This window comes from uncultured Campylobacter sp. (assembly GCF_905371695.1).
Lineage (GTDB): Bacteria > Campylobacterota > Campylobacteria > Campylobacterales > Campylobacteraceae > Campylobacter_A.
Genome location: NZ_CAJPMA010000002.1, coordinates 1 through 17,170, shown reverse-complemented (window position 1 = coordinate 17,170; position 17,170 = coordinate 1). Strand labels below are relative to the sequence as shown.

The window sequence follows — 17,170 nt, the reverse complement described above, 5'->3', positions numbered from 1 at the left end:
AAAAGGCATTGATGAAAATTTTAGGAATCGACCCCGGTAGCCGAAATTGCGGCTACGCAATCGTTGAAAAAACCGCTAGAAAAACCGCTCTGATCGAGGCGGGACTTATTAAGATTAAACCTAGCACCCTGCAATATCAAATAACCGAGCTTTGCGAGGGGCTGGACGTAATCTTTAAAAATCACGAATTCGGCGCGGTAGCGATCGAAGATATATTTTTCGCATATAACCCTAAAACCGTGCTTAAACTTGCGCAGTTCCGCGGCGCTTTAAGCCTTAAAATTTTACAGCTTCACGGAGATTTCGCCGAGTATACGCCCCTTCAAGTAAAAAAGGCCGTTACGGGCAAGGCAAAGGCCGAAAAGGAGCAGGTGGCGTTTATGGTGAAAAAAATTTTAGGCATAACGAAAGAGATTAAACCGCTCGATATTACCGATGCCATAGCCGTAGCGCTTACGCACGCCGCAAATATGCGCCTTTAAGCGCTCGTTTTTGAGAGTCTTTGAATGAACTAAAAAATTTCGCCACCGCGGCAGACTATACGTCTAGTCTTTGGATAAAATTCTCGCCTAAACGTTCAAATCCATCTCAAAATACTTCGCGCCGACTTCTGTACCCAAAATTTGCTTTTATAAAATTTTAAAAATTTTAGCTATAAAATTTAGGCTTTCAACAAAGGATAAAAATGGCGATTTTAAAAGCTTTACTAATCGGGCAGCCGCAAACTTACGGCGATATTACGGCGACGGAGCCGCTAAAAAAGGCGTGGAGGACGGCGATATTTAAACAAGCTTGCACGGACGAAATTTACGCCGACGAATTCGGGCTCGCGGGCGATGCGGTAGCGGACACGATCCACCACGGCGGACGCGAAAAGGCGATATTCGCCAACTCGCTGCAAAATTACGCCGCGTGGGAGGAGTTTTTAGGGCTTAAAAATTTAGCTTACGGCGCGTTGGGTGAAAATTTTACGATCGATGGACTTAGCGAAAATAGCGTTTGTATCGGCGATGTGCATCAAATCGGCTCGCTCACGCTTCAAGTAAGCCAACCGCGCAAGCCTTGTTACAAGCTTTCTATGAGGTGGAGCAACTCGGATATGACCGCGTTTATCGCTCGCAGCGGACTTACGGGGTGGTATTACCGCGTGCTTGAAAACGGCTCGTGCCGCGCGGGCGACGAGATAAAAGTCGTACGCCGCGACGAAACGGCGATGAGCGTGATGGAGTTAAACCGCCTTTTTCACGGCGGCGAGAGAGACGGTGCGCTGCTTGAAAAATTTAAGCGCCTAGATGCGCTAACGCCTAAATGGCGCGAGGATATGGAGAAAAAGTTAAACGGCAGCTATAACGCCGATTATATGAAAACGCTTTAAGGAGATAAGATGATGTCAAATAACGCTCGAAAATTTAGTCTAAATTTTAACCATAAAATTTTAGGCGGCGAGGCTAGGCTGTGGGTGCCCGTCGCCCTAAAAGCGCCTTACCAGCGCGTAGACGGCGAGTACGGCGTAAATTCTAACGCCGACGAAGCGCGAATTTTTAATGAACCCGTCGATTGCTATTACGCAAAATTTAGCGGGCGAGGCGAGGCGAAATTTAGTCTAAATTTCGGCGTCGAAATTTCGGAGCGAAATACCGATTTTAGCAGGGTAAATTTTAACGAAAACGAGAAATTAGAGCCGCAAATAGCCGAATTTTTAAAGCCTTCAAGGTTAATTCCCGTAAGCGGCGCGGTAAAGCAAATTGCAGACGAGGTCGCGGGCGGCGTAAAAGGCGATTTGGAAAAAGCCCGCGCGATCTATCTTTGGACGGCTAAAAATATGCGTCGCGATAACTCCGTAGCCGCGTGCGGAACGGGCGATGCGGGCGCGATATTAGCTAGCGGAGATCTACGCGGAAAGTGCGCGGATATAAATTCCGTTTTCGTAGCTTTATGCCGCGCTTCTGGAATCGCCGCGCGAGCTATTTACGGCATCCGCGTCGGGCGCGCGCTAAAATTTTCTTCAGAAATGGGCGTAATGGGCGAGAATAAGGACGGCGCGCTTGAAATTTCGGGCGCGCAACATTGCAGAGCGGAATTTTATCTAAAAGGCTACGGTTGGATACCGGTCGATCCCGCGGACGTTACGAAGGTGCGGCTGGGCGAAAATTTAAGCGAGGACGACGCAAAGCTAGCACGCGCGAGGGAATATCTTTTCGGCAACTGGGAGCCTTGCTGGCTCGGCTTTAACTTCGCGCGCGAGGTTACGCTAAATCCGCCTTCGTCGCGGGGCGCGCTCGAAATTTTCTCGCATCCTTACTGCGAAGCGGCGGATGGAGTAAAATTTAGCTACGAATATTTTTCGCGCGAGATTTAAAATTTTAAGCTACAATCGCGAAACATTTTCAAAAAGGAAAAATATGAAAAAATTTTTACTAGCCGCGGTTGCGGCGCTGGTTTTAGCAGGTTGCGGCGACGGCGCGAAGGATGTTTCGAAAGATTTTATCGGCGCGGTTTACGAGGGTAAAAGCGATAAGGCGCTTAGTTACTTAGATTTTAGCGAAGCAAAAGACGACGGACTAAAAGAGATGATGAGCGGTAAGCTAAAAGCGGCCATCTCCGAAACCAAAAATAAAGCCGAAAAATTAGGCGGCGTGGACGGTATCGAGGTGATCTCGGCGAACGAGAAGGACGATACGGCAAACGTGGAGCTCGAAGTAAAATTTAAAGACGGCAGCAAAAGAAGCGAGCGCGTGAAGCTAAAAAAAGTTAACGGCGATTGGAAAATACGGCTATAAGGGCTAAAAATTTTAGCGGCGTTTCGCGCGTTTGCGTCGCTTTCCTCGTGCTTTATTTGGCTATTAGCGCTCAGGCTTATAGCCTAAATTCGGATACGAAAAACGCGCCTATTTCAAAAATTATACCGCCCTCCGCCGAGGAGCTGGAAATTTTAAGGCGGAATTTACGCGCGGGCGACTTGCTATTTCGTAAAGGGCTCGACGCCGATAGCGAGGCTATCGCGCTTATGAGCGGCTCGCCTTATTCTCACGCGGGCGTCGTAGCGCAAATTAGCCCGCAAATTTTCATAATCCACGCGATTACGGGAGAGCAAAACGAGCAAAACGCCGTAGTAAAGACGAGTTTGGAAAATTTTTTACTAAATTCTAAATATTATGCGGTCGGACGGCTTAAAAATTTAGACGAAAACGGCGCTAAAATTTTTGTAGCGCGTCTAGAAAAAGAGCTTGGAAAGCCGTTTATCCTAGCGCCTAAAAACGAAGCCAACCTTTACTGCACCACGCTAATAGAGCGCTCGTTAAAGGGGATTTCGGATCTAAATTTAACCTATCAAAAGCTCTCTTTGCCGGTATTTCGCGGCGAATATCTATTTCCCGAGGCGTTTTGGCAAGGAGGGAATTTACAGACGATTTTCGAGAGTAGAAGATAGGATTTAGCCGCTCGAACGCGAAATTTATGAACCGCGCAATTTTATCAGTTAGCTTTTAAACGCTGAAATTTATGCTATTTCATCATCTCTATCGTTACTTGGTAAACTAGATCAAAGCTCGTAAACCCGTCGCGGTCTAAAAAATGCCCGCCATTTTGCACGGGGTAAAATTTCGCGTCTAGCTGCTCCGCAAGCTCGCGGCTAAACTCAAACGGCACGACGTAATCGTCCTTTGCGGCTATTACTGCGCGTTTTGGGACGAGCGATTTAATAAGCGCAAAATCAAATCCGCCGCTCGTAAATTCGTCTAAAATTTCAAATCCCCGCAGCGGCTTAGCAAGCCCGCTAACTAGCGTAATGCCCGCTACGCCGTCATTCGTTCCGTATTTTTGTAAGAAATTTAGGATCGTCGGGCAGCCTAGGCTATGACCGACGAGGTAGGTTTGCTCGCCTAAAATAACGCGCTCTTTTAAAACGGCTAACCATTCGTCAAGCTTCGGAGCCGCGGGCGCGGGTAGAGATAAAATTTCGGTTTTTACGCCGTTTGCTTCGAATTTTTCTTTTAACTGGGCAAACCAGTGGCTTTGCGGACTCGCGTCGTAGCCGTGCACGATATAAGCTTGCATATTTACTCGCTCTTTTCGTCGTTAGCTACGCATTTTTCAAATATAAATTTATGCTCGCTCGGTAAGGCGTCGTAAATTTTACGCGCTAGCTCGCGGATTTCCCAAAGCGCGGATTTCGAGCTGCGAAGCGAGAGGAAATTTTGCAGGCTGCGCGCGTTTACGCTCCAAGTAAGCTCGGTTTTATAAGCTTCGGGCAGGCAGTATTTGACAATGTCGAGGCTAGACGTAGTCGTCGCTAAAATTTCGCGTAAATTTTCGAGCGCTTTTATCGAGGCGTTATCGATTAGCTCGTTTCCGGTAAGTACCAAATACCTAGCGGCGTTATTAAAATCGCCCTGCAAAAATGGCGCTTCGTTTCGCAGCTCTTTTAGCGTGTAGCGCGTGGATTTGACGCTAAGACTAGCTATGCGGTGGCGGGCTAGCTCTTGCAGTAGGGCGCGCGAGACGCCTTGGACGTAGAAGTTGTAGTAGAGGTGTTCAAGCGTGCTGGCGTGTTTAAATTTATTACCGACGCGCTCGATGAGCTCGACGTCTTTTTCGCCGCCGTTATCGCCTTTTTCGAAGCTTTGCCAGCACGTGCGGATCGCATGCGAGCAGACGTTTAGCGGAGTAAAATTTAGAAGCGTTACTTGCATATTTCGCCTTTAAAATTTTTGCGGTATTGTAGCGATTTCAGGCTTAAAGTAGTGAAATTTAGAGCCTAATTTTAAGCGGCAAAGCCCGTAAAAAGCAAATTATGCGCCGCTATTTGCTTTTTACGACGACTCCGCTAGTCGTGCTGTGATTATTACTAATCTTACCGTTTTTATGTTTATATTTTTCACGGGTTTTAAAATTATGCGTTTGAGTCACGCTCATCATCCCGTCGCCCGCTACGAAGCCGCTTACTTGTTCGCTCGTTGGGCCGTTAGCGCCGTTTTTAATTATCGTTACGCCGCCGCCCGTATTTACAGACGTTTGCGAGCGCCTGCCGTTATCGTATTCTTCTATTACTACGCTATCTGCGAGCACCGCGGACAAAAACGCGGTTAAAAGTAAAATTTTTCTCATTTCGCGCCTTAAAATTTTTAAGCGATTATAGCCCGAAATTTCAAACGCCGCATTTTAAGAAAAAATTTCGCAAAAATTTCGCAAAGTATCTATTCGCTAGGCTTATCAAATTCGCGCCTTTTAAAATTTTTAAAAACGTGCTATTTATAATGGCTATATTTCAGGGATTTTGGGTGGATTAAAACGTAAAAATGACATTTTAAAGCCGAGAATTCGGACTTGTTTTAACCAAAATTTTTTAAGCAAATTTTGCCTATACTTCACGTTCTACTTCAAATACAGGGCAAAAAATGAAGCAAATCCTAAAACGAGACGGCTCAAAGCAAGAGTACTTGCCGTATAAGATCGCGGACGCCATAAAAAAGGCCTTTGAAAGCGAGAGTAAAGAATACGACGAAAAGGTCTTTTTAGACGTTATGAGCCACGTTTTTGATAGCGAAGTTTTGAGCGTCGAAGATATCCAAGACTACATCGAAAAGGCGCTTTTTAATGCGGGACATTTTGGCGTGATGAAGAGCTTTATGCTGTACCGCCACACGCATAAGCTTCAGCGCGAGCATATTTTAGGGCTTGATACGGATACGACTTACATAAACTCGACTCAAACGATCGAAGAGTATATTAACGGCACGGACTGGCGCATCGCGGCAAACTCAAATACCAGCTACTCGAATGCAGGCCTTATCAACAATACCGCCGGCAAAGTTATCGCTAATTATTGGCTTGATAAAATTTATTCGCGCGAAGAAGGCCTCGCGCACAGAAACGGCGACTATCACATCCACGATCTTGACTGCCTCACGGGCTACTGCGCGGGCTGGAGTCTAAGAGCGCTTTTAAACGAGGGCTTTAACGGCGTGCGCGGCAGGGTCGAGAGCAAGGCGCCTAAGCACTTCCGCGAAGCGCTCTATCAGATGGCAAATTTTTTAGGAATTTTACAAAGCGAGTGGGCGGGCGCGCAGGCGTTTAGCAGCTTTGACACGTATCTTGCGCCTTACGTCTTCCGCGACCAGTTAAGCGACGTCGAGATAAAAAAGGCGATAACTAGCTTTATTTTTAACCTAAACGTGCCGGCTCGCTGGGGCCAGAGTCCGTTTACTAACGTAACGATCGACATCACGTGTCCTACCGACCTGCGCGATCAGATACCTACGCGCGAGGATAGGCATATTTTCACGGACGTTAGCGACGCAAATTTGACGCGTTTGGCAAACGAGCGCGGCTTTAACAAGCTAACCGATATGACCTACCGCGCCTTCGAGCCCGAGATGGCGCGCATAGATAAGGCGTTTTACGAGGTGATGACTGAGGGCGACAAGTGCTCGCAGCCCTTTACCTTCCCGATACCTACCGTAAATATCACCGAGGACTTCGACTGGGACAGCGAGGTGGCGAAGGTGCTTTTTGAAAATACGGCAAAAATGGGCTCGAGCTATTTTCAAAATTTCGTCGGCTCTCAGTACACAGTCGATGAAAACGGCAACCGCGTCGCAAACGATAAAGCCTATAAGCCGGGCCACGTGCGCTCGATGTGCTGCCGCTTGCAGCTAGATTTACGCGAGCTGCTAAAGCGCGGCGGAGGGCTGTTCGGTAGTGCAGAGATGACAGGCAGTATCGGCGTCGTGACGCTAAATTTGGCTCGCCTGGGCTATCTATATAAAGGCGATAAAAAGGGGCTCTACACTCGCCTTGAGTATCTGCTAAATTTAGCCAAATCCACGCTCGAAAAAAAGCGCGCCTTTATCCAGGAGATGTACGAACGCGGCCTGTATCCGTACACCGCGCGCTATCTAAAGCACTTTAATAACCACTTTAGCACCATCGGCATCAACGGCATGAACGAGCTTTTGAGAAACTTCACGAACGACAAGGAAAACATCGCGACCGATTTTGGGCGAGAGTTTGCGATCGAGATGATCGAGTTTTTGCGCGGTAAAATTCGCGAATTTCAAGAGAGCACCGGCAACCTCTATAATCTCGAAGCCACGCCTGCCGAGGGCACGACGTATCGCTTCGCCAAAGAGGACAAAAAGCGCTATCCGGACATCATCCAGGCCGGTTTTGGCGAAAATATCTACTACACCAACTCCACACAGCTGCCGGCAAATTTCACCGACGACGCGTTCGAGGCGCTCGATCTTCAAGACGAACTGCAAAGCTCCTACACGGGCGGCACGGTGCTACACCTGTATATGAAGGAGCGCATCAGCTCGGCTGCGGCCTGCAAAAGTCTGGTAAAAAGCGTCGTTAGCAATTACAAATTGCCTTATATCACGATAACGCCCGTTTTTAGCGTCTGCGCCAAACACGGCTACATCAGCGGCGAGCACGAATACTGTCCTAAATGCGATGCCGAAATCATCGACGCGCAGCGTCAATCCCAACACAAGGAGTAAGCATGAGTAACGAACAAATTTTGGCGAAAAACGCCGACAAACGCACCAAATGCGTCGTCTATACGCGCGTAATGGGTTATCATCGCCCCGTCGAGAGTTTTAATCTCGGCAAGCAAGGCGAACACAAAGAGCGCGTGAAATTCGACGAAAACGCAAGCTGCTGCGGCAAATAGCTAAAATTCCGCCTAGTCGCGCCGGTCGCGGCTCGGCGGATTGATTTACGTAATCCCGACGAGCTAAATTTGAAAAACCCTATTTATTCCATAACTCCCTTTACGACTCTTGATTATCCAGATAAAATCGCGGCCATCGCGTGGTTTGCGGGGTGTAATATGAGGTGCGCGTATTGTTATAACGTAGAGGTCGTGCTAGGCGGCGAGAGAAGCGGCGCGCTTGAAAATTTAGGCGAAAGCGGGGGCGGCGAGCGAAATTTTAGCGAGCAAAGCAAAGCCGCGGGTGTTAGCGAAGCGGAGTTTTTATCGTTTTTAGATAGGCGCGCGGGGAAACTAGACGGCATAGTTTTTAGCGGCGGCGAGTGCTCGATTAGTCCCGCGTTTTTGCCCTTAGCGCGCGAGGTGAAGGCGCGAAACTTTGCCTTAAAAGTCGACACCAACGGCTCGAATTTGCCCGCGTTAAAAGCCGCGATAGAGGAAAATTTAATCGATTATATAGCGCTTGATTTTAAAGCCCCGAGCGTGAAATTTCGTCGCATAGCGGGGGCGAATTTATACGAAAATTTTATGCAAACGCTGGAATTTTTACTGGCGCGAGATTTTAAATTCGAGGTTCGAACGACGGTGCACGCGGATATTTTAAACGAAGCAGACGTCTCGCGGATGGCTGAAATCTTGTTTGAGAGCGGTTATAAAAGGGACTATTTTTTACAAAAATTTCTCGATACGGGCGAAAATTTCGCGAATTTAAGCTCGCCCGCCGTGAGATTCGACCCAAGTAAAATCGTCTCGCCCCTACCGATAAAATTACGAAATTTTAGCTAAACGCGGGCGCTTATTAAAGTATTAAAGCGCCGATTATCCCGCCGATTATTAGCGGTACGTTGAAAAATATAAAAGTAGGCACGCACGTGTCGTAGACGTGGTTGTGCTGGCCGTCGGCGTTAAGCCCCGAGGTCGGTCCTAGCGTGCTATCGCTTGCGGGGCTGCCCGCGTCGCCGACTGCCGCGGCGATACCGACGAGCAAGATGATCGCCGCGGTAGAGAAGCCTAAATTTAGGCAAAGCGGCACGTAGATCGATGCGATGATAGGAATGGTGCCGAAACTCGTGCCGATCCCCATAGTTACGAGAAGTCCGATGGCTAGCATGATTGCGGCGCCGCCTAACTTGCCGCCGGCTACCGCGCTTGCGAACCGCACTAATTCGTTGATGCCGCCGCTTTCTCTAAGCACCTCGCCAAAACCCGCCGCGACTAGCATGATAAAGGCGATAAACGCCATCATCGCAAGCCCGCTATCCATAATAGCGTCTATTTTTCCGTATTCTATGCCGCCTAAAACCACCATCGTCATCAGTCCCAAAAACGCACCCAGCGGCATGCTTTCAGTAGCGATCTGCACGCCGAAAGCTACGACCGCACCCGCTAACGTCGCCCATTCGCGCCTAGTCATTTTTAGCTTAGAAGCGTGCTGCGCCAGCTCCTCTTCGCGCGCTTCGTCGGCGCTATTTTTGTAGCTTCGCGGGCGCTTGTAAGCGAAAAATACGGCTAAAATTAGCCCTACAAGCATCGAAGCGCCGCCGATCCACATTACGCTTGAAATATCTGAAATTTCGACGTTTACGCCGTTATTGGCTAGCTCTTTTTTTAAAATTTTATGAAACAGTAAACCAAAGCCGACGCTAAACGCGACGTAGGGCGCTTGAAGTCCAAAGGTTAGCGCGCACGCTACCGCGCGGCGGTCGATATTTAGGCGGTTCATTAGCGGTAAGAGCGGCGGTATTAAGATAGGGATAAACGCGATATGCACGGGGATTAAATTTTGCGAAAAGCACGCGATACCCGCGATGAAAAGCGCGAAATACGAGCTTGTTTTGCTTAAAATTTTACTCACGCCGCTAATTAAAATCGCGGTTAAATTCGTGTTAGCTATCGCCGCGGCCAGAGCGCCCAATAAAATGTAGCTAAGCGAGGTTTCAAGGTTGCCTTGCATGCCTTTAATCAGCGTTGCGGTAGTCTCGCTAAGCGCGCTAAAAAGCGAGCCCAGCCCCGCGCTAAAACTACTCTCAAAGCCCGCAAATCCGTGTTTATACGTTACTCCCGCGATTAGCGCCGAGACCAAAATGGAGAGTAAAATGTTAAATTTTAGCAAGCATAGGGCTATCATTACTAGAATGCTCGTAACTACGGGATTAGAGAACGAACAGCAGACCGCTAAGATGATCGCTACGGCGATAAGCACGGGACTTTTAAGCATGTTTTTCCTTTGTAAATTTTAACGGTATTATAACGGCATTCGTCTTAAATTTAAGATTTAAAATTTAGTAAATTTTAGCTACAATCGCCCCAAATTTTAGTAAAAAAGGACTAGTAAAATGAGAAGCGACATCATCAAAAAAGGCTATACGCGCGCGCCGCACAGAAGCTTGCTAAGAGCGACGGGGCTAAAGGACGAGGACTTTGAAAAGCCGTTTATCGGCGTAGCAAATAGCTTCATCGAGATCATCCCGGGGCATTTTTTCCTCAACAAATACTCCGAAATTTTAAAAGACGAGATCCGCAAAAACGGCTGCGTGCCCTTTGAGTTTAACTGCATCGGCGTGGACGACGGCATCGCGATGGGACACGCTGGGATGCTTTATAGCCTGCCTAGCCGCGAGCTCATTGCAAACTCGATCGAAACGGTGATGAACGCGCACGCCCTAGACGCTCTAGTTTGCATGCCAAATTGCGACAAAATCGTGCCCGGCATGGTGATGGGCGCGCTTCGCGTAAACGTGCCGACGGTTTTTGTTAGCGGCGGCCCGATGAAAAAGGGCTACACCAAAAAAGGCGAGCCGATCGACCTGTCTACGGCGTTTGAGGCGGTGGGGAAATTTGAAACCAAAGAGATCAGCGCCGAGGAGCTAAAAGAGATCGAGTGCAAAGCCTGTCCAAGCGGCGGCAGCTGCTCGGGGATGTTTACGGCAAACTCGATGAATACGCTGTGCGAAGCGATGGGTATCGCGCTAAAAGGCAACGGCACCGTGCCGGCGCTCACGCCAGAGCGCGAGGAGCTTATCAGGCAGGCTGGACGTCGCATCTGCGAGATAGCGCTCGATGAAAAATACAAAATCCGCAACATCGTGAACGAAAAATCGATCCAAAACGCCCTAGTCGTCGATATGGCGATGGGCGGCAGCAGCAACACCGTGCTGCATATCCTGGCTATCGCGCGCGAAGCGGGGGTAAATTTACAGATCGCGGGGCTTAACGACATCAGCCGCAAGATCGCTCACATCGCCAAAATCAGCCCGAGCCTGCCAAATATCCACATGGAGGACATCGACCGCGCGGGCGGCCTAAGCGCCGTGATAAATGAAATTTCGCGCCGCGACAACGGGCTGCTGGATCTGGGCGCGCCGACCGTCACGGGTGAGAGCCTAGGCGAGCGCGTCGGAGCTAGCGTCATAAAAGACGAAGAGGTCATCCACAAGGTCGAAAACGCCTATTCGGACGTGGGCGGACTGGCGATTTTGTTTGGAAATTTAGCCGAGCAGGGCTGCGTCATCAAGACCGCAGGCATCATCGGCGAGCGTAAATTTAGCGGCAAGGCCGTGTGCTTTAACAGCCAAGACGAGGCGATAGAGGGCATCTCAAAGGGCAAAGTCGGCAAAGGCGACGTGGTCGTCATCCGCTACGAAGGGCCGCGCGGAGGCCCGGGTATGCAAGAGATGCTAAGTCCAACGAGCCTAATCATGGGGCGAGGCCTGGGCGCGGACGTAGCTCTCATCACGGACGGCAGGTTTAGCGGCGCTACAAGAGGGCTAAGTATCGGACACGTGAGTCCGGAGGCGGCCGAGGGCGGCATGATCGGACTGTTAGAGGACGGCGATATCATCGACATCGACGTTGATACGTACGCGATCAACGTGCGCCTAAGCGAGGCTGAGATCGCCGCGCGCAGAGCTAAATTTAAACCGATTGAAAAACCGCTGCCGTTTCGCTGGCTACGAATGTATCGCAAGCTAGTAACGAACGCTAGCAACGGAGCGATTTTGGAGGCGTAGGGCAATAGTAGATTTGAGATAGATAAATTTTTAATAAACACAAAAGCCTTATATTTCTTATATATACGGCTTTTTCAATCTATGAAAATTTAAGATGTCCTTAAAATAATTTTTATCAAGAGTGCTGAAATAAGAATGAAAAAGCCTAAAATCGGCGTGATAATAGCTTCATCTTCAAATAGAAATGATTTACTTTTTTTACGCTCATTATATTCTGTTTTTAATCAAAACCAAAGCCCCGATCATATCCTTATCGTCGACGATAATCAAAATGAATCCGCAAGCAAAGACATAGAGCGGAGAATTTTCGAGCTAAAAAATAACAAAATTCATTACATAAAAAACTCACGAACCCCTCATATGAGCGGAACAGGGGCTTGGAATTCCGGGATTAAATGGTATGAAAAAATTTTTACCGAAGATGATTATGTAGCTATTTTAGATGACGATGATAGCTGGTGTAAAGAATATATCAATAGTTGTTATGATGCGGTGACGTTATCGCCTAAAATGCCTGATGCCGTCTTTGCCTTTATAAAACGCAGTGATTGTGATACGTGTAGTTTCTTTGATGTAGAAGATATAAGCATTAACAGCTTTTTGAAAGGTAATCCCGGTATTCAGGGCAGTAATATGTTTTTTCGTTTCGGTGCTTTAAGAAGCGTAGGCGGCTTTGACGAAACGCTTGCAAGCTGTACAGATAGGGACTTGATGATTCGTTTTTTGCAAAAGTATTCAAATAAAAATATAAAGATTGTTCCAATAGCACTCGTTAATCACTTTGTTTCAAAAGATAGTGTTACGTCAAATTTTACTACTAAAACAGATGGTTTAAATAGCTTTCATATAAAATATATCAGGCTCTACTCTCAAGACTTGCTTGATCAAGCTTTACAAAGAGCCAAAAGGCTTTTTAGTTATCAAGAGTCCGATAATATTAAAAAAATTTTTAATCTTGTTCACAAATATTCAAAAACGGAAAATATAGTGATTGGAGTTGCAGTCCACAATAATAAAAATACTTTACGTCGCTGTTTGGAGTCGATTCTTGCGCAAAAGGACGTAAAACGCGATGTTTGGATTTTGATAATGGATGATAATTCCGGCGACGGTTGGAAAAACAGTGTTAGTGATATCCTTAGAAACGAAAAAGTAATAGTTGTAGGTACGAAAAATTATCACGCAGCCAAAACGAGAAACGATATAAATCGCTATATAAAAACTCTTTTTGAAAATGTAGCTTTTATAGGACGACTAGATGCCGATGATGAATATGCAGATCAAACGGTTCTTTCAAAGATAGAGCATATATTTAATGAAAGAGAGTTTGATGTTGCGGTGGCGGGAAACTATCTTAGACTTGATGGAAAAATTATTGATCGAGTTAATATAGCAACGCCAAAGCTAGCCGATATGACATATCTTTTAAATCGTTTGAAGCAGATGAGCGAAGGTATCGCCGAGGCGGAACTTCCGTCTTGCAATGTTTTTATGACGCCCAATAGTCTACAAGATTATCCTGAAATTTCAAGCGCAGAAGATCATTTTTTACTTGTGCGACTCTTGCTCAATGATAAAAATTTAAAAATAGAATTTGCCGAGGATATTTTACTTACGATCTATAATCTAAGCGGAAACAAAACGGCAGATAATAAACAAACAGAAAAGTACTTAAACGCAAGAAAGCAACTATACGAGGAAGCGATGTGGCTATGCAAGATGAAGCAAGAAAATTAAAAGCTAAAGATATTTTGGACGACATGGGAATAAAAGAGGCTCATTATCTCGGACAAGGCTTTGAGGGTGTCGTATTTCACGATAGCTCATACGTATATAAAGTAATCATGCCGTTTTTTAAAGGTAAAAATAAATGGAATACCTATAGGCATCTAACCTTTTTCTTTGAAAAAGAGGATTTTAAGTCATTCTATCATCTTGAAGAGGTTATAGAATATAAAAACGTATTTATTCAAAAATATAAATATGAACCGTCCGTTTTGGTAGATAAATTTACGCAAAAAGATGTTGTTTTGTTTTTAACTGAGTGCTGGCAAAAAAAGATTATAGTTCAGGATTGCAAAAAAGAGAATTTTGTTCGAGTAGGCGAAAATTTAAAATTAGTCGATATGGACGCTAGCGTATATTATAGCGATAATCTATTTTTAAATGCATGCATTAGAATGTATCTATTTTTGCATGAGCAGGATAATCCGCAATTAAAAAAACTGCAAAGAAGCGCGGTTAATAATTTTGACCTGCCCCAACTAGAAGGTGCGCGTGAATTTATAAACGAAGTTTTTTCTAGTATAATATTTGCAGAGTCGAAAACGGCATTTCAAGATATGCAAATAAATAAATTTTCAAATTTAGAGTATGAAATTTATAATGCAAAAAGGCTCCCGCATCTTGAGGACTTATTTTTTTCAAAAATAAAAGAAAATCTCTATCTTTGCGATATTCAAATTTCGGATATTATTTTAAATGAAAATAATGATTTTGAACCGCAGTCGATCGCTATCGGCTATAAAAGTTTGTTGCCGTTGAAAGAGAGGATTTCTCTACTCATAAAAACATGCGCGCAAGATGTTCAGACGATAGAAGCCAACATCAAACACATCGTTAGGCAGCTTTCTTATCCAAACGGTTTTTACGAGGTCGTGGTTTCTATCGACACAAAGCAGAGCGATTTTGCTAGGCAATTTACAGATAATGCCGATTTTAAAAAACTTATAGATATTGTGGAAAATTTGTGTCAAAAACGTATTATTGATAGATTTGTGATTTATGATGCCGATGAAACAACTAGGATAAACAAAGAATGGTTTAATGTCGAGACTGGCCAAACGCATTCCGCGACAAATATCCCCATAAGCTCGCAGCTTTATGCCTTTGAGAAATGCGAGGGAGATTATGTTTTGCAGATGGATAGCGATGTTCTTATAGGTAGGCTAGATATTAATCACTCATTTTTGGCCGACATGATAAGCGAAATTCAAAAAAATAAAAATGTCTTATTTGTCGGTTTTAATATCTATAACAAAGAATCTAAGGCCTATTTTGGCTTTGAAAACGGCGGTTTTGTACCAGAAGTTAGAATGGGGCTTTTTGATAAAAGGCGACTTTTTAGTGTTAGGCCTTTACCAAATACTATTGATGAAAATTTAAAGCCACAACTCACTTGGTATCGGTCTCTAGAAAAACTACAAAAAGATCGCGGCTTTTGCTCTATAAGGGGCGGAGATAGGCGTAGCTATTACATTCATCCGCAAAACTACCGAAAAACAAATGCTTATAGCTGGATGAATATTTTAGATAGGGTAGAGCAGGGTTATATCCCAAATTTACAGTTTGGCGAGTTTGATTGCAACGGCTCGTTTTATGACTGGTGCATGCCAAAGCGCAGCGAAAAGATGATAGTGCTTTCTTGTTTTAGGGACTTGAATATTCATAAATTTTTACGTATGTGGTTTTCTTTGATTAGCCAAACATTTCAAGAATTCGGAGTTATTTTTTATGATGATTGCTCAAATTCCGGTATTTCGATATTTATAGAGCAAATCATCAAACCATATAAAAATAAGGTGACTTTTATTAAAGGTCGTACTTTGCAAACAAAAATGCAGTGCGAGTATCTGGCGATTCATTATTATTGCGACAATCCAGAATCAATCATCGTATGCGTCGACACCGATGATGCGCTAATAGGCAAAGAAGCTCTTTTTGATATTTATAAAAAGTATGATATGTGGGGCGTAGATATGACTTGCGGTCGCGTTCATCAAACATATAGGCTTGAGCCGCATTATCGTTATCCGGTAAATTTTATGGAGCCGCGAAAAACCGGTGGCAACGTATGGCAACATCTAAAAACATTTAAAAAATATCTTTTTGACTCGATTCCGCTTTCGTATTTTATGTACGAGGATAAAGAAGCAAGGCTAAGTAAGCGAAAATGGATAGAAAAATGCGATGACTACGCCATGATGGTCCCTATTGCCCAAATGAGTTCATCGCCGCTACAGATGGACTTTATCAACTACTACTACGAGCGTGATTATGATAAGAAAGACGCAAATAGAGAACTCAAAGAGCAGTCCATAAAAGAGATTCTTGAAAAACCGCCGCTATCGCCAAAAGACGTAGTTAAAGGACAAAAAAGATTTCTTTCAAATTTGGATATGATTGAAATCGATATAACATTTGAGTGTAATTTGAAATGCAAAGGGTGCAATAGATCCTGCGGGCACGCACCTTCATTTGATGCTATGATAATTGACGACATAAGATGTTTTATTGAGGAGAGTAAATCCTTGGGTAAAAAATGGAAACTTATTAACATTTTGGGCGGTGAGCCTACTTTGCATAAAGATTTTTTGCGTATTATCGAAATTTTACAAAGGGAGTATGCGGATAGCTTTTATCCTGATGTTATTATTCAGGTTGTTTCAAACGGCTTTACAAAACAAACAAAAGAGCTTTGCAAGCAGGCGGAGCTATTTAAAAACGTTAGGATCGATTATGGTTCGTTTAAAACTAAAAATTTAGTTGATTACTTTACGCCTTTTAATGATGCGCCGATTGATGATATAAATTTTAAAGATGCCGACTACTCTAGCGCATGCTGGGTTGCTTCATATTGTGGTATAGGCTTAAATAAAAACGGCTATTACGCTTGCTCTGTTTGCGGCAGTATCGATAGGGTTTTAGGTGGCGATAAAGGAATAAAAACACTAAGAGAAGTATCAACACAAAATTTACAAGAGCATTTTAAGGAGTTTTGTAAATACTGCGGAAATTTTAAAGACTATGCGCCAAACCGCGGCGACTTTATTCCTAGATGCGAAAAGGCGCCATTTAAAGAGAAAATTTCCTCCTCATGGGAACGAATATACAATGAGTATAAGAAATAGTATGAGTAAAACGATTTTGATTACCGGAGGAGCCGGCTTTATCGGGTCGCATTTATGTGCGAGGTTTGTCAAGGAACGTCATAATGTACTGTGTGTTGATAATTTTAGTACTGGAGCTAGAGCCAATATAGCTCATCTAAAAAAATATCCAAATTTTACTCTTATCGAGCATGATGTTACCGAGCCTATCGACTATTGCGTCGATGAAATTTATAATCTAGCATGTCCGGCTTCGCCGGTAAAATATCAAGCAGATCCCGTAAAGACTATTGAGAATTGTATATTTGGCACGGCAAATTGCTTGCGTCTTGCAAAAAAATACAGGGCAAAAATGTTGCAAGCTTCAACGAGTGAAGTATATGGCGACCCAAGGCAGCATCCGCAAAAAGAGGATTACTGGGGGAATGTAAATCCTATCGGCATTAGGGCTTGCTATGATGAAGGAAAAAGAGCTGCCGAGGCCTTATGTAGTAGCTATAAGCGGCAATACGACGTCGACGTAAAAATTGCGCGCCTTTTTAACTGTTACGGTCCCA

General features: G+C 44.9%; 16 protein-coding genes. 12 read left to right on the top strand and 4 right to left on the bottom strand.

Annotation, left to right across the window (positions count from 1 at the left end; all coding sequences use genetic code 11):
• Positions 1–11: 11 nt before the first annotated feature.
• The 5 genes from ruvC (at position 12) to QZ147_RS00265 (ending at position 3,430) form a co-directional block, all read left to right on the top strand.
• A complete protein-coding gene (ruvC, locus tag QZ147_RS00285) occupies positions 12–482 on the top strand; it encodes a crossover junction endodeoxyribonuclease RuvC (RefSeq protein WP_295146002.1) in 471 nt (156 codons plus the stop codon).
• 203 nt (positions 483–685) lie between these two features.
• Positions 686–1,375 (top strand): MOSC domain-containing protein, encoded by a 690-nt coding sequence (locus QZ147_RS00280; RefSeq protein WP_295146001.1) that lies wholly within the window; start codon positions 686–688, stop codon positions 1,373–1,375.
• 9 nt (positions 1,376–1,384) lie between these two features.
• Positions 1,385–2,359 (top strand): transglutaminase-like domain-containing protein, encoded by a 975-nt coding sequence (locus QZ147_RS00275; protein ID WP_295145999.1) that lies wholly within the window; start codon positions 1,385–1,387, stop codon positions 2,357–2,359.
• Positions 2,360–2,402: 43 nt separating this feature from the next.
• Positions 2,403–2,780 carry a DUF4878 domain-containing protein gene (locus QZ147_RS00270; RefSeq protein ID WP_295145998.1) on the top strand — a complete coding sequence of 126 codons (378 nt, stop codon included), beginning with the start codon at positions 2,403–2,405 and terminating at the stop codon, positions 2,778–2,780.
• Positions 2,762–3,430: a YiiX/YebB-like N1pC/P60 family cysteine hydrolase gene (locus QZ147_RS00265; RefSeq protein ID WP_295145997.1), complete on the top strand. Its 669-nt coding sequence runs from the start codon at positions 2,762–2,764 to the stop codon at positions 3,428–3,430. The genes QZ147_RS00270 and QZ147_RS00265 overlap by 19 nt, the downstream gene beginning before the upstream one ends.
• Positions 3,431–3,504: 74 nt before the next feature.
• Here QZ147_RS00265 and QZ147_RS00260 read toward each other — a convergent pair whose 3' ends face one another.
• The 3 genes from QZ147_RS00260 to QZ147_RS00250 all read right to left on the bottom strand — a co-directional run bounded on the left by QZ147_RS00260 (position 3,505) and on the right by QZ147_RS00250 (position 5,106).
• A complete protein-coding gene (locus tag QZ147_RS00260; RefSeq protein WP_295145996.1) occupies positions 3,505–4,056 on the bottom strand; it encodes an alpha/beta fold hydrolase in 552 nt (183 codons plus the stop codon).
• Positions 4,057–4,058: 2 nt separating this feature from the next.
• A complete protein-coding gene (thyX, locus tag QZ147_RS00255; protein ID WP_295145995.1) occupies positions 4,059–4,691 on the bottom strand; it encodes an FAD-dependent thymidylate synthase in 633 nt (210 codons plus the stop codon).
• A 109-nt stretch (positions 4,692–4,800) separates the two neighbouring features.
• Complete coding sequence (locus QZ147_RS00250) at positions 4,801–5,106, bottom strand: hypothetical protein (RefSeq protein ID WP_295145994.1); 306 nt, start codon at positions 5,104–5,106, stop codon at positions 4,801–4,803.
• A gap of 290 nt (positions 5,107–5,396) precedes the next feature.
• On the opposite strand from QZ147_RS00250, the gene QZ147_RS00245 reads away from it, so the two are divergent.
• From QZ147_RS00245 to QZ147_RS00235, 3 genes are all read left to right on the top strand, one after another.
• Positions 5,397–7,502, top strand: coding sequence for a ribonucleoside triphosphate reductase (locus QZ147_RS00245; protein ID WP_295145992.1), 2,106 nt, complete (start codon positions 5,397–5,399; stop codon positions 7,500–7,502).
• Between the two features lie 2 nt (positions 7,503–7,504).
• Positions 7,505–7,675 (top strand): anaerobic ribonucleoside-triphosphate reductase, encoded by a 171-nt coding sequence (nrdD, locus tag QZ147_RS00240; RefSeq protein ID WP_295145991.1) that lies wholly within the window; start codon positions 7,505–7,507, stop codon positions 7,673–7,675.
• A 69-nt stretch (positions 7,676–7,744) separates the two neighbouring features.
• Positions 7,745–8,500 (top strand): radical SAM protein, encoded by a 756-nt coding sequence (locus tag QZ147_RS00235; protein ID WP_295145989.1) that lies wholly within the window; start codon positions 7,745–7,747, stop codon positions 8,498–8,500.
• Positions 8,501–8,513: 13 nt separating this feature from the next.
• Here QZ147_RS00235 and QZ147_RS00230 read toward each other — a convergent pair whose 3' ends face one another.
• The gene (locus tag QZ147_RS00230) at positions 8,514–9,932 is read right to left on the bottom strand and encodes a Na+/H+ antiporter NhaC family protein (protein WP_295145987.1); all 1,419 of its coding nucleotides are present in this window, start codon (positions 9,930–9,932) and stop codon (positions 8,514–8,516) included.
• Between the two features lie 118 nt (positions 9,933–10,050).
• On the opposite strand from QZ147_RS00230, the gene ilvD reads away from it, so the two are divergent.
• The 4 genes from ilvD to QZ147_RS00210 form a co-directional block, all read left to right on the top strand.
• On the top strand, positions 10,051–11,724 hold the full coding sequence (gene ilvD, locus QZ147_RS00225; RefSeq protein ID WP_295145985.1) for a dihydroxy-acid dehydratase: 1,674 nt from the start codon (positions 10,051–10,053) through the stop codon (positions 11,722–11,724).
• 135 nt (positions 11,725–11,859) lie between these two features.
• The gene (locus tag QZ147_RS00220; RefSeq protein ID WP_295145983.1) at positions 11,860–13,461 is read left to right on the top strand and encodes a glycosyltransferase family A protein; all 1,602 of its coding nucleotides are present in this window, start codon (positions 11,860–11,862) and stop codon (positions 13,459–13,461) included.
• Positions 13,437–16,634 carry a radical SAM protein gene (locus QZ147_RS00215; RefSeq protein WP_366508757.1) on the top strand — a complete coding sequence of 1,066 codons (3,198 nt, stop codon included), beginning with the start codon at positions 13,437–13,439 and terminating at the stop codon, positions 16,632–16,634. Before QZ147_RS00220 ends, QZ147_RS00215 begins: the two co-directional genes overlap by 25 nt.
• A 1-nt stretch (position 16,635) precedes the next feature.
• A partial coding sequence (locus tag QZ147_RS00210) for a GDP-mannose 4,6-dehydratase (RefSeq protein WP_295145979.1) occupies positions 16,636–17,170 on the top strand: 535 nt, incomplete at its 3' end.

Bases quoted from the DNA above. Each gene is read 5' to 3' on its own strand.
- ruvC (WP_295146002.1), top strand. From the start codon at position 12: ATGAAAATTTTAGGAATCGACCCCGGTAGCCGAAATTGCGGCTACGCA.
- QZ147_RS00280 (WP_295146001.1), top strand. From the start codon at position 686: ATGGCGATTTTAAAAGCTTTACTAATCGGGCAGCCGCAAACTTACGGC.
- QZ147_RS00275 (WP_295145999.1), top strand. From the start codon at position 1,385: ATGATGTCAAATAACGCTCGAAAATTTAGTCTAAATTTTAACCATAAA.
- QZ147_RS00270 (WP_295145998.1), top strand. From the start codon at position 2,403: ATGAAAAAATTTTTACTAGCCGCGGTTGCGGCGCTGGTTTTAGCAGGT.
- QZ147_RS00260 (WP_295145996.1), bottom strand. From the start codon at position 4,056: ATGCAAGCTTATATCGTGCACGGCTACGACGCGAGTCCGCAAAGCCAC.
- thyX (WP_295145995.1), bottom strand. From the start codon at position 4,691: ATGCAAGTAACGCTTCTAAATTTTACTCCGCTAAACGTCTGCTCGCAT.
- QZ147_RS00250 (WP_295145994.1), bottom strand. From the start codon at position 5,106: ATGAGAAAAATTTTACTTTTAACCGCGTTTTTGTCCGCGGTGCTCGCA.
- QZ147_RS00245 (WP_295145992.1), top strand. From the start codon at position 5,397: ATGAAGCAAATCCTAAAACGAGACGGCTCAAAGCAAGAGTACTTGCCG.
- nrdD (WP_295145991.1), top strand. From the start codon at position 7,505: ATGAGTAACGAACAAATTTTGGCGAAAAACGCCGACAAACGCACCAAA.
- QZ147_RS00230 (WP_295145987.1), bottom strand. From the start codon at position 9,932: ATGCTTAAAAGTCCCGTGCTTATCGCCGTAGCGATCATCTTAGCGGTC.
- ilvD (WP_295145985.1), top strand. From the start codon at position 10,051: ATGAGAAGCGACATCATCAAAAAAGGCTATACGCGCGCGCCGCACAGA.
- QZ147_RS00220 (WP_295145983.1), top strand. From the start codon at position 11,860: ATGAAAAAGCCTAAAATCGGCGTGATAATAGCTTCATCTTCAAATAGA.
- QZ147_RS00215 (WP_366508757.1), top strand. From the start codon at position 13,437: ATGCAAGATGAAGCAAGAAAATTAAAAGCTAAAGATATTTTGGACGAC.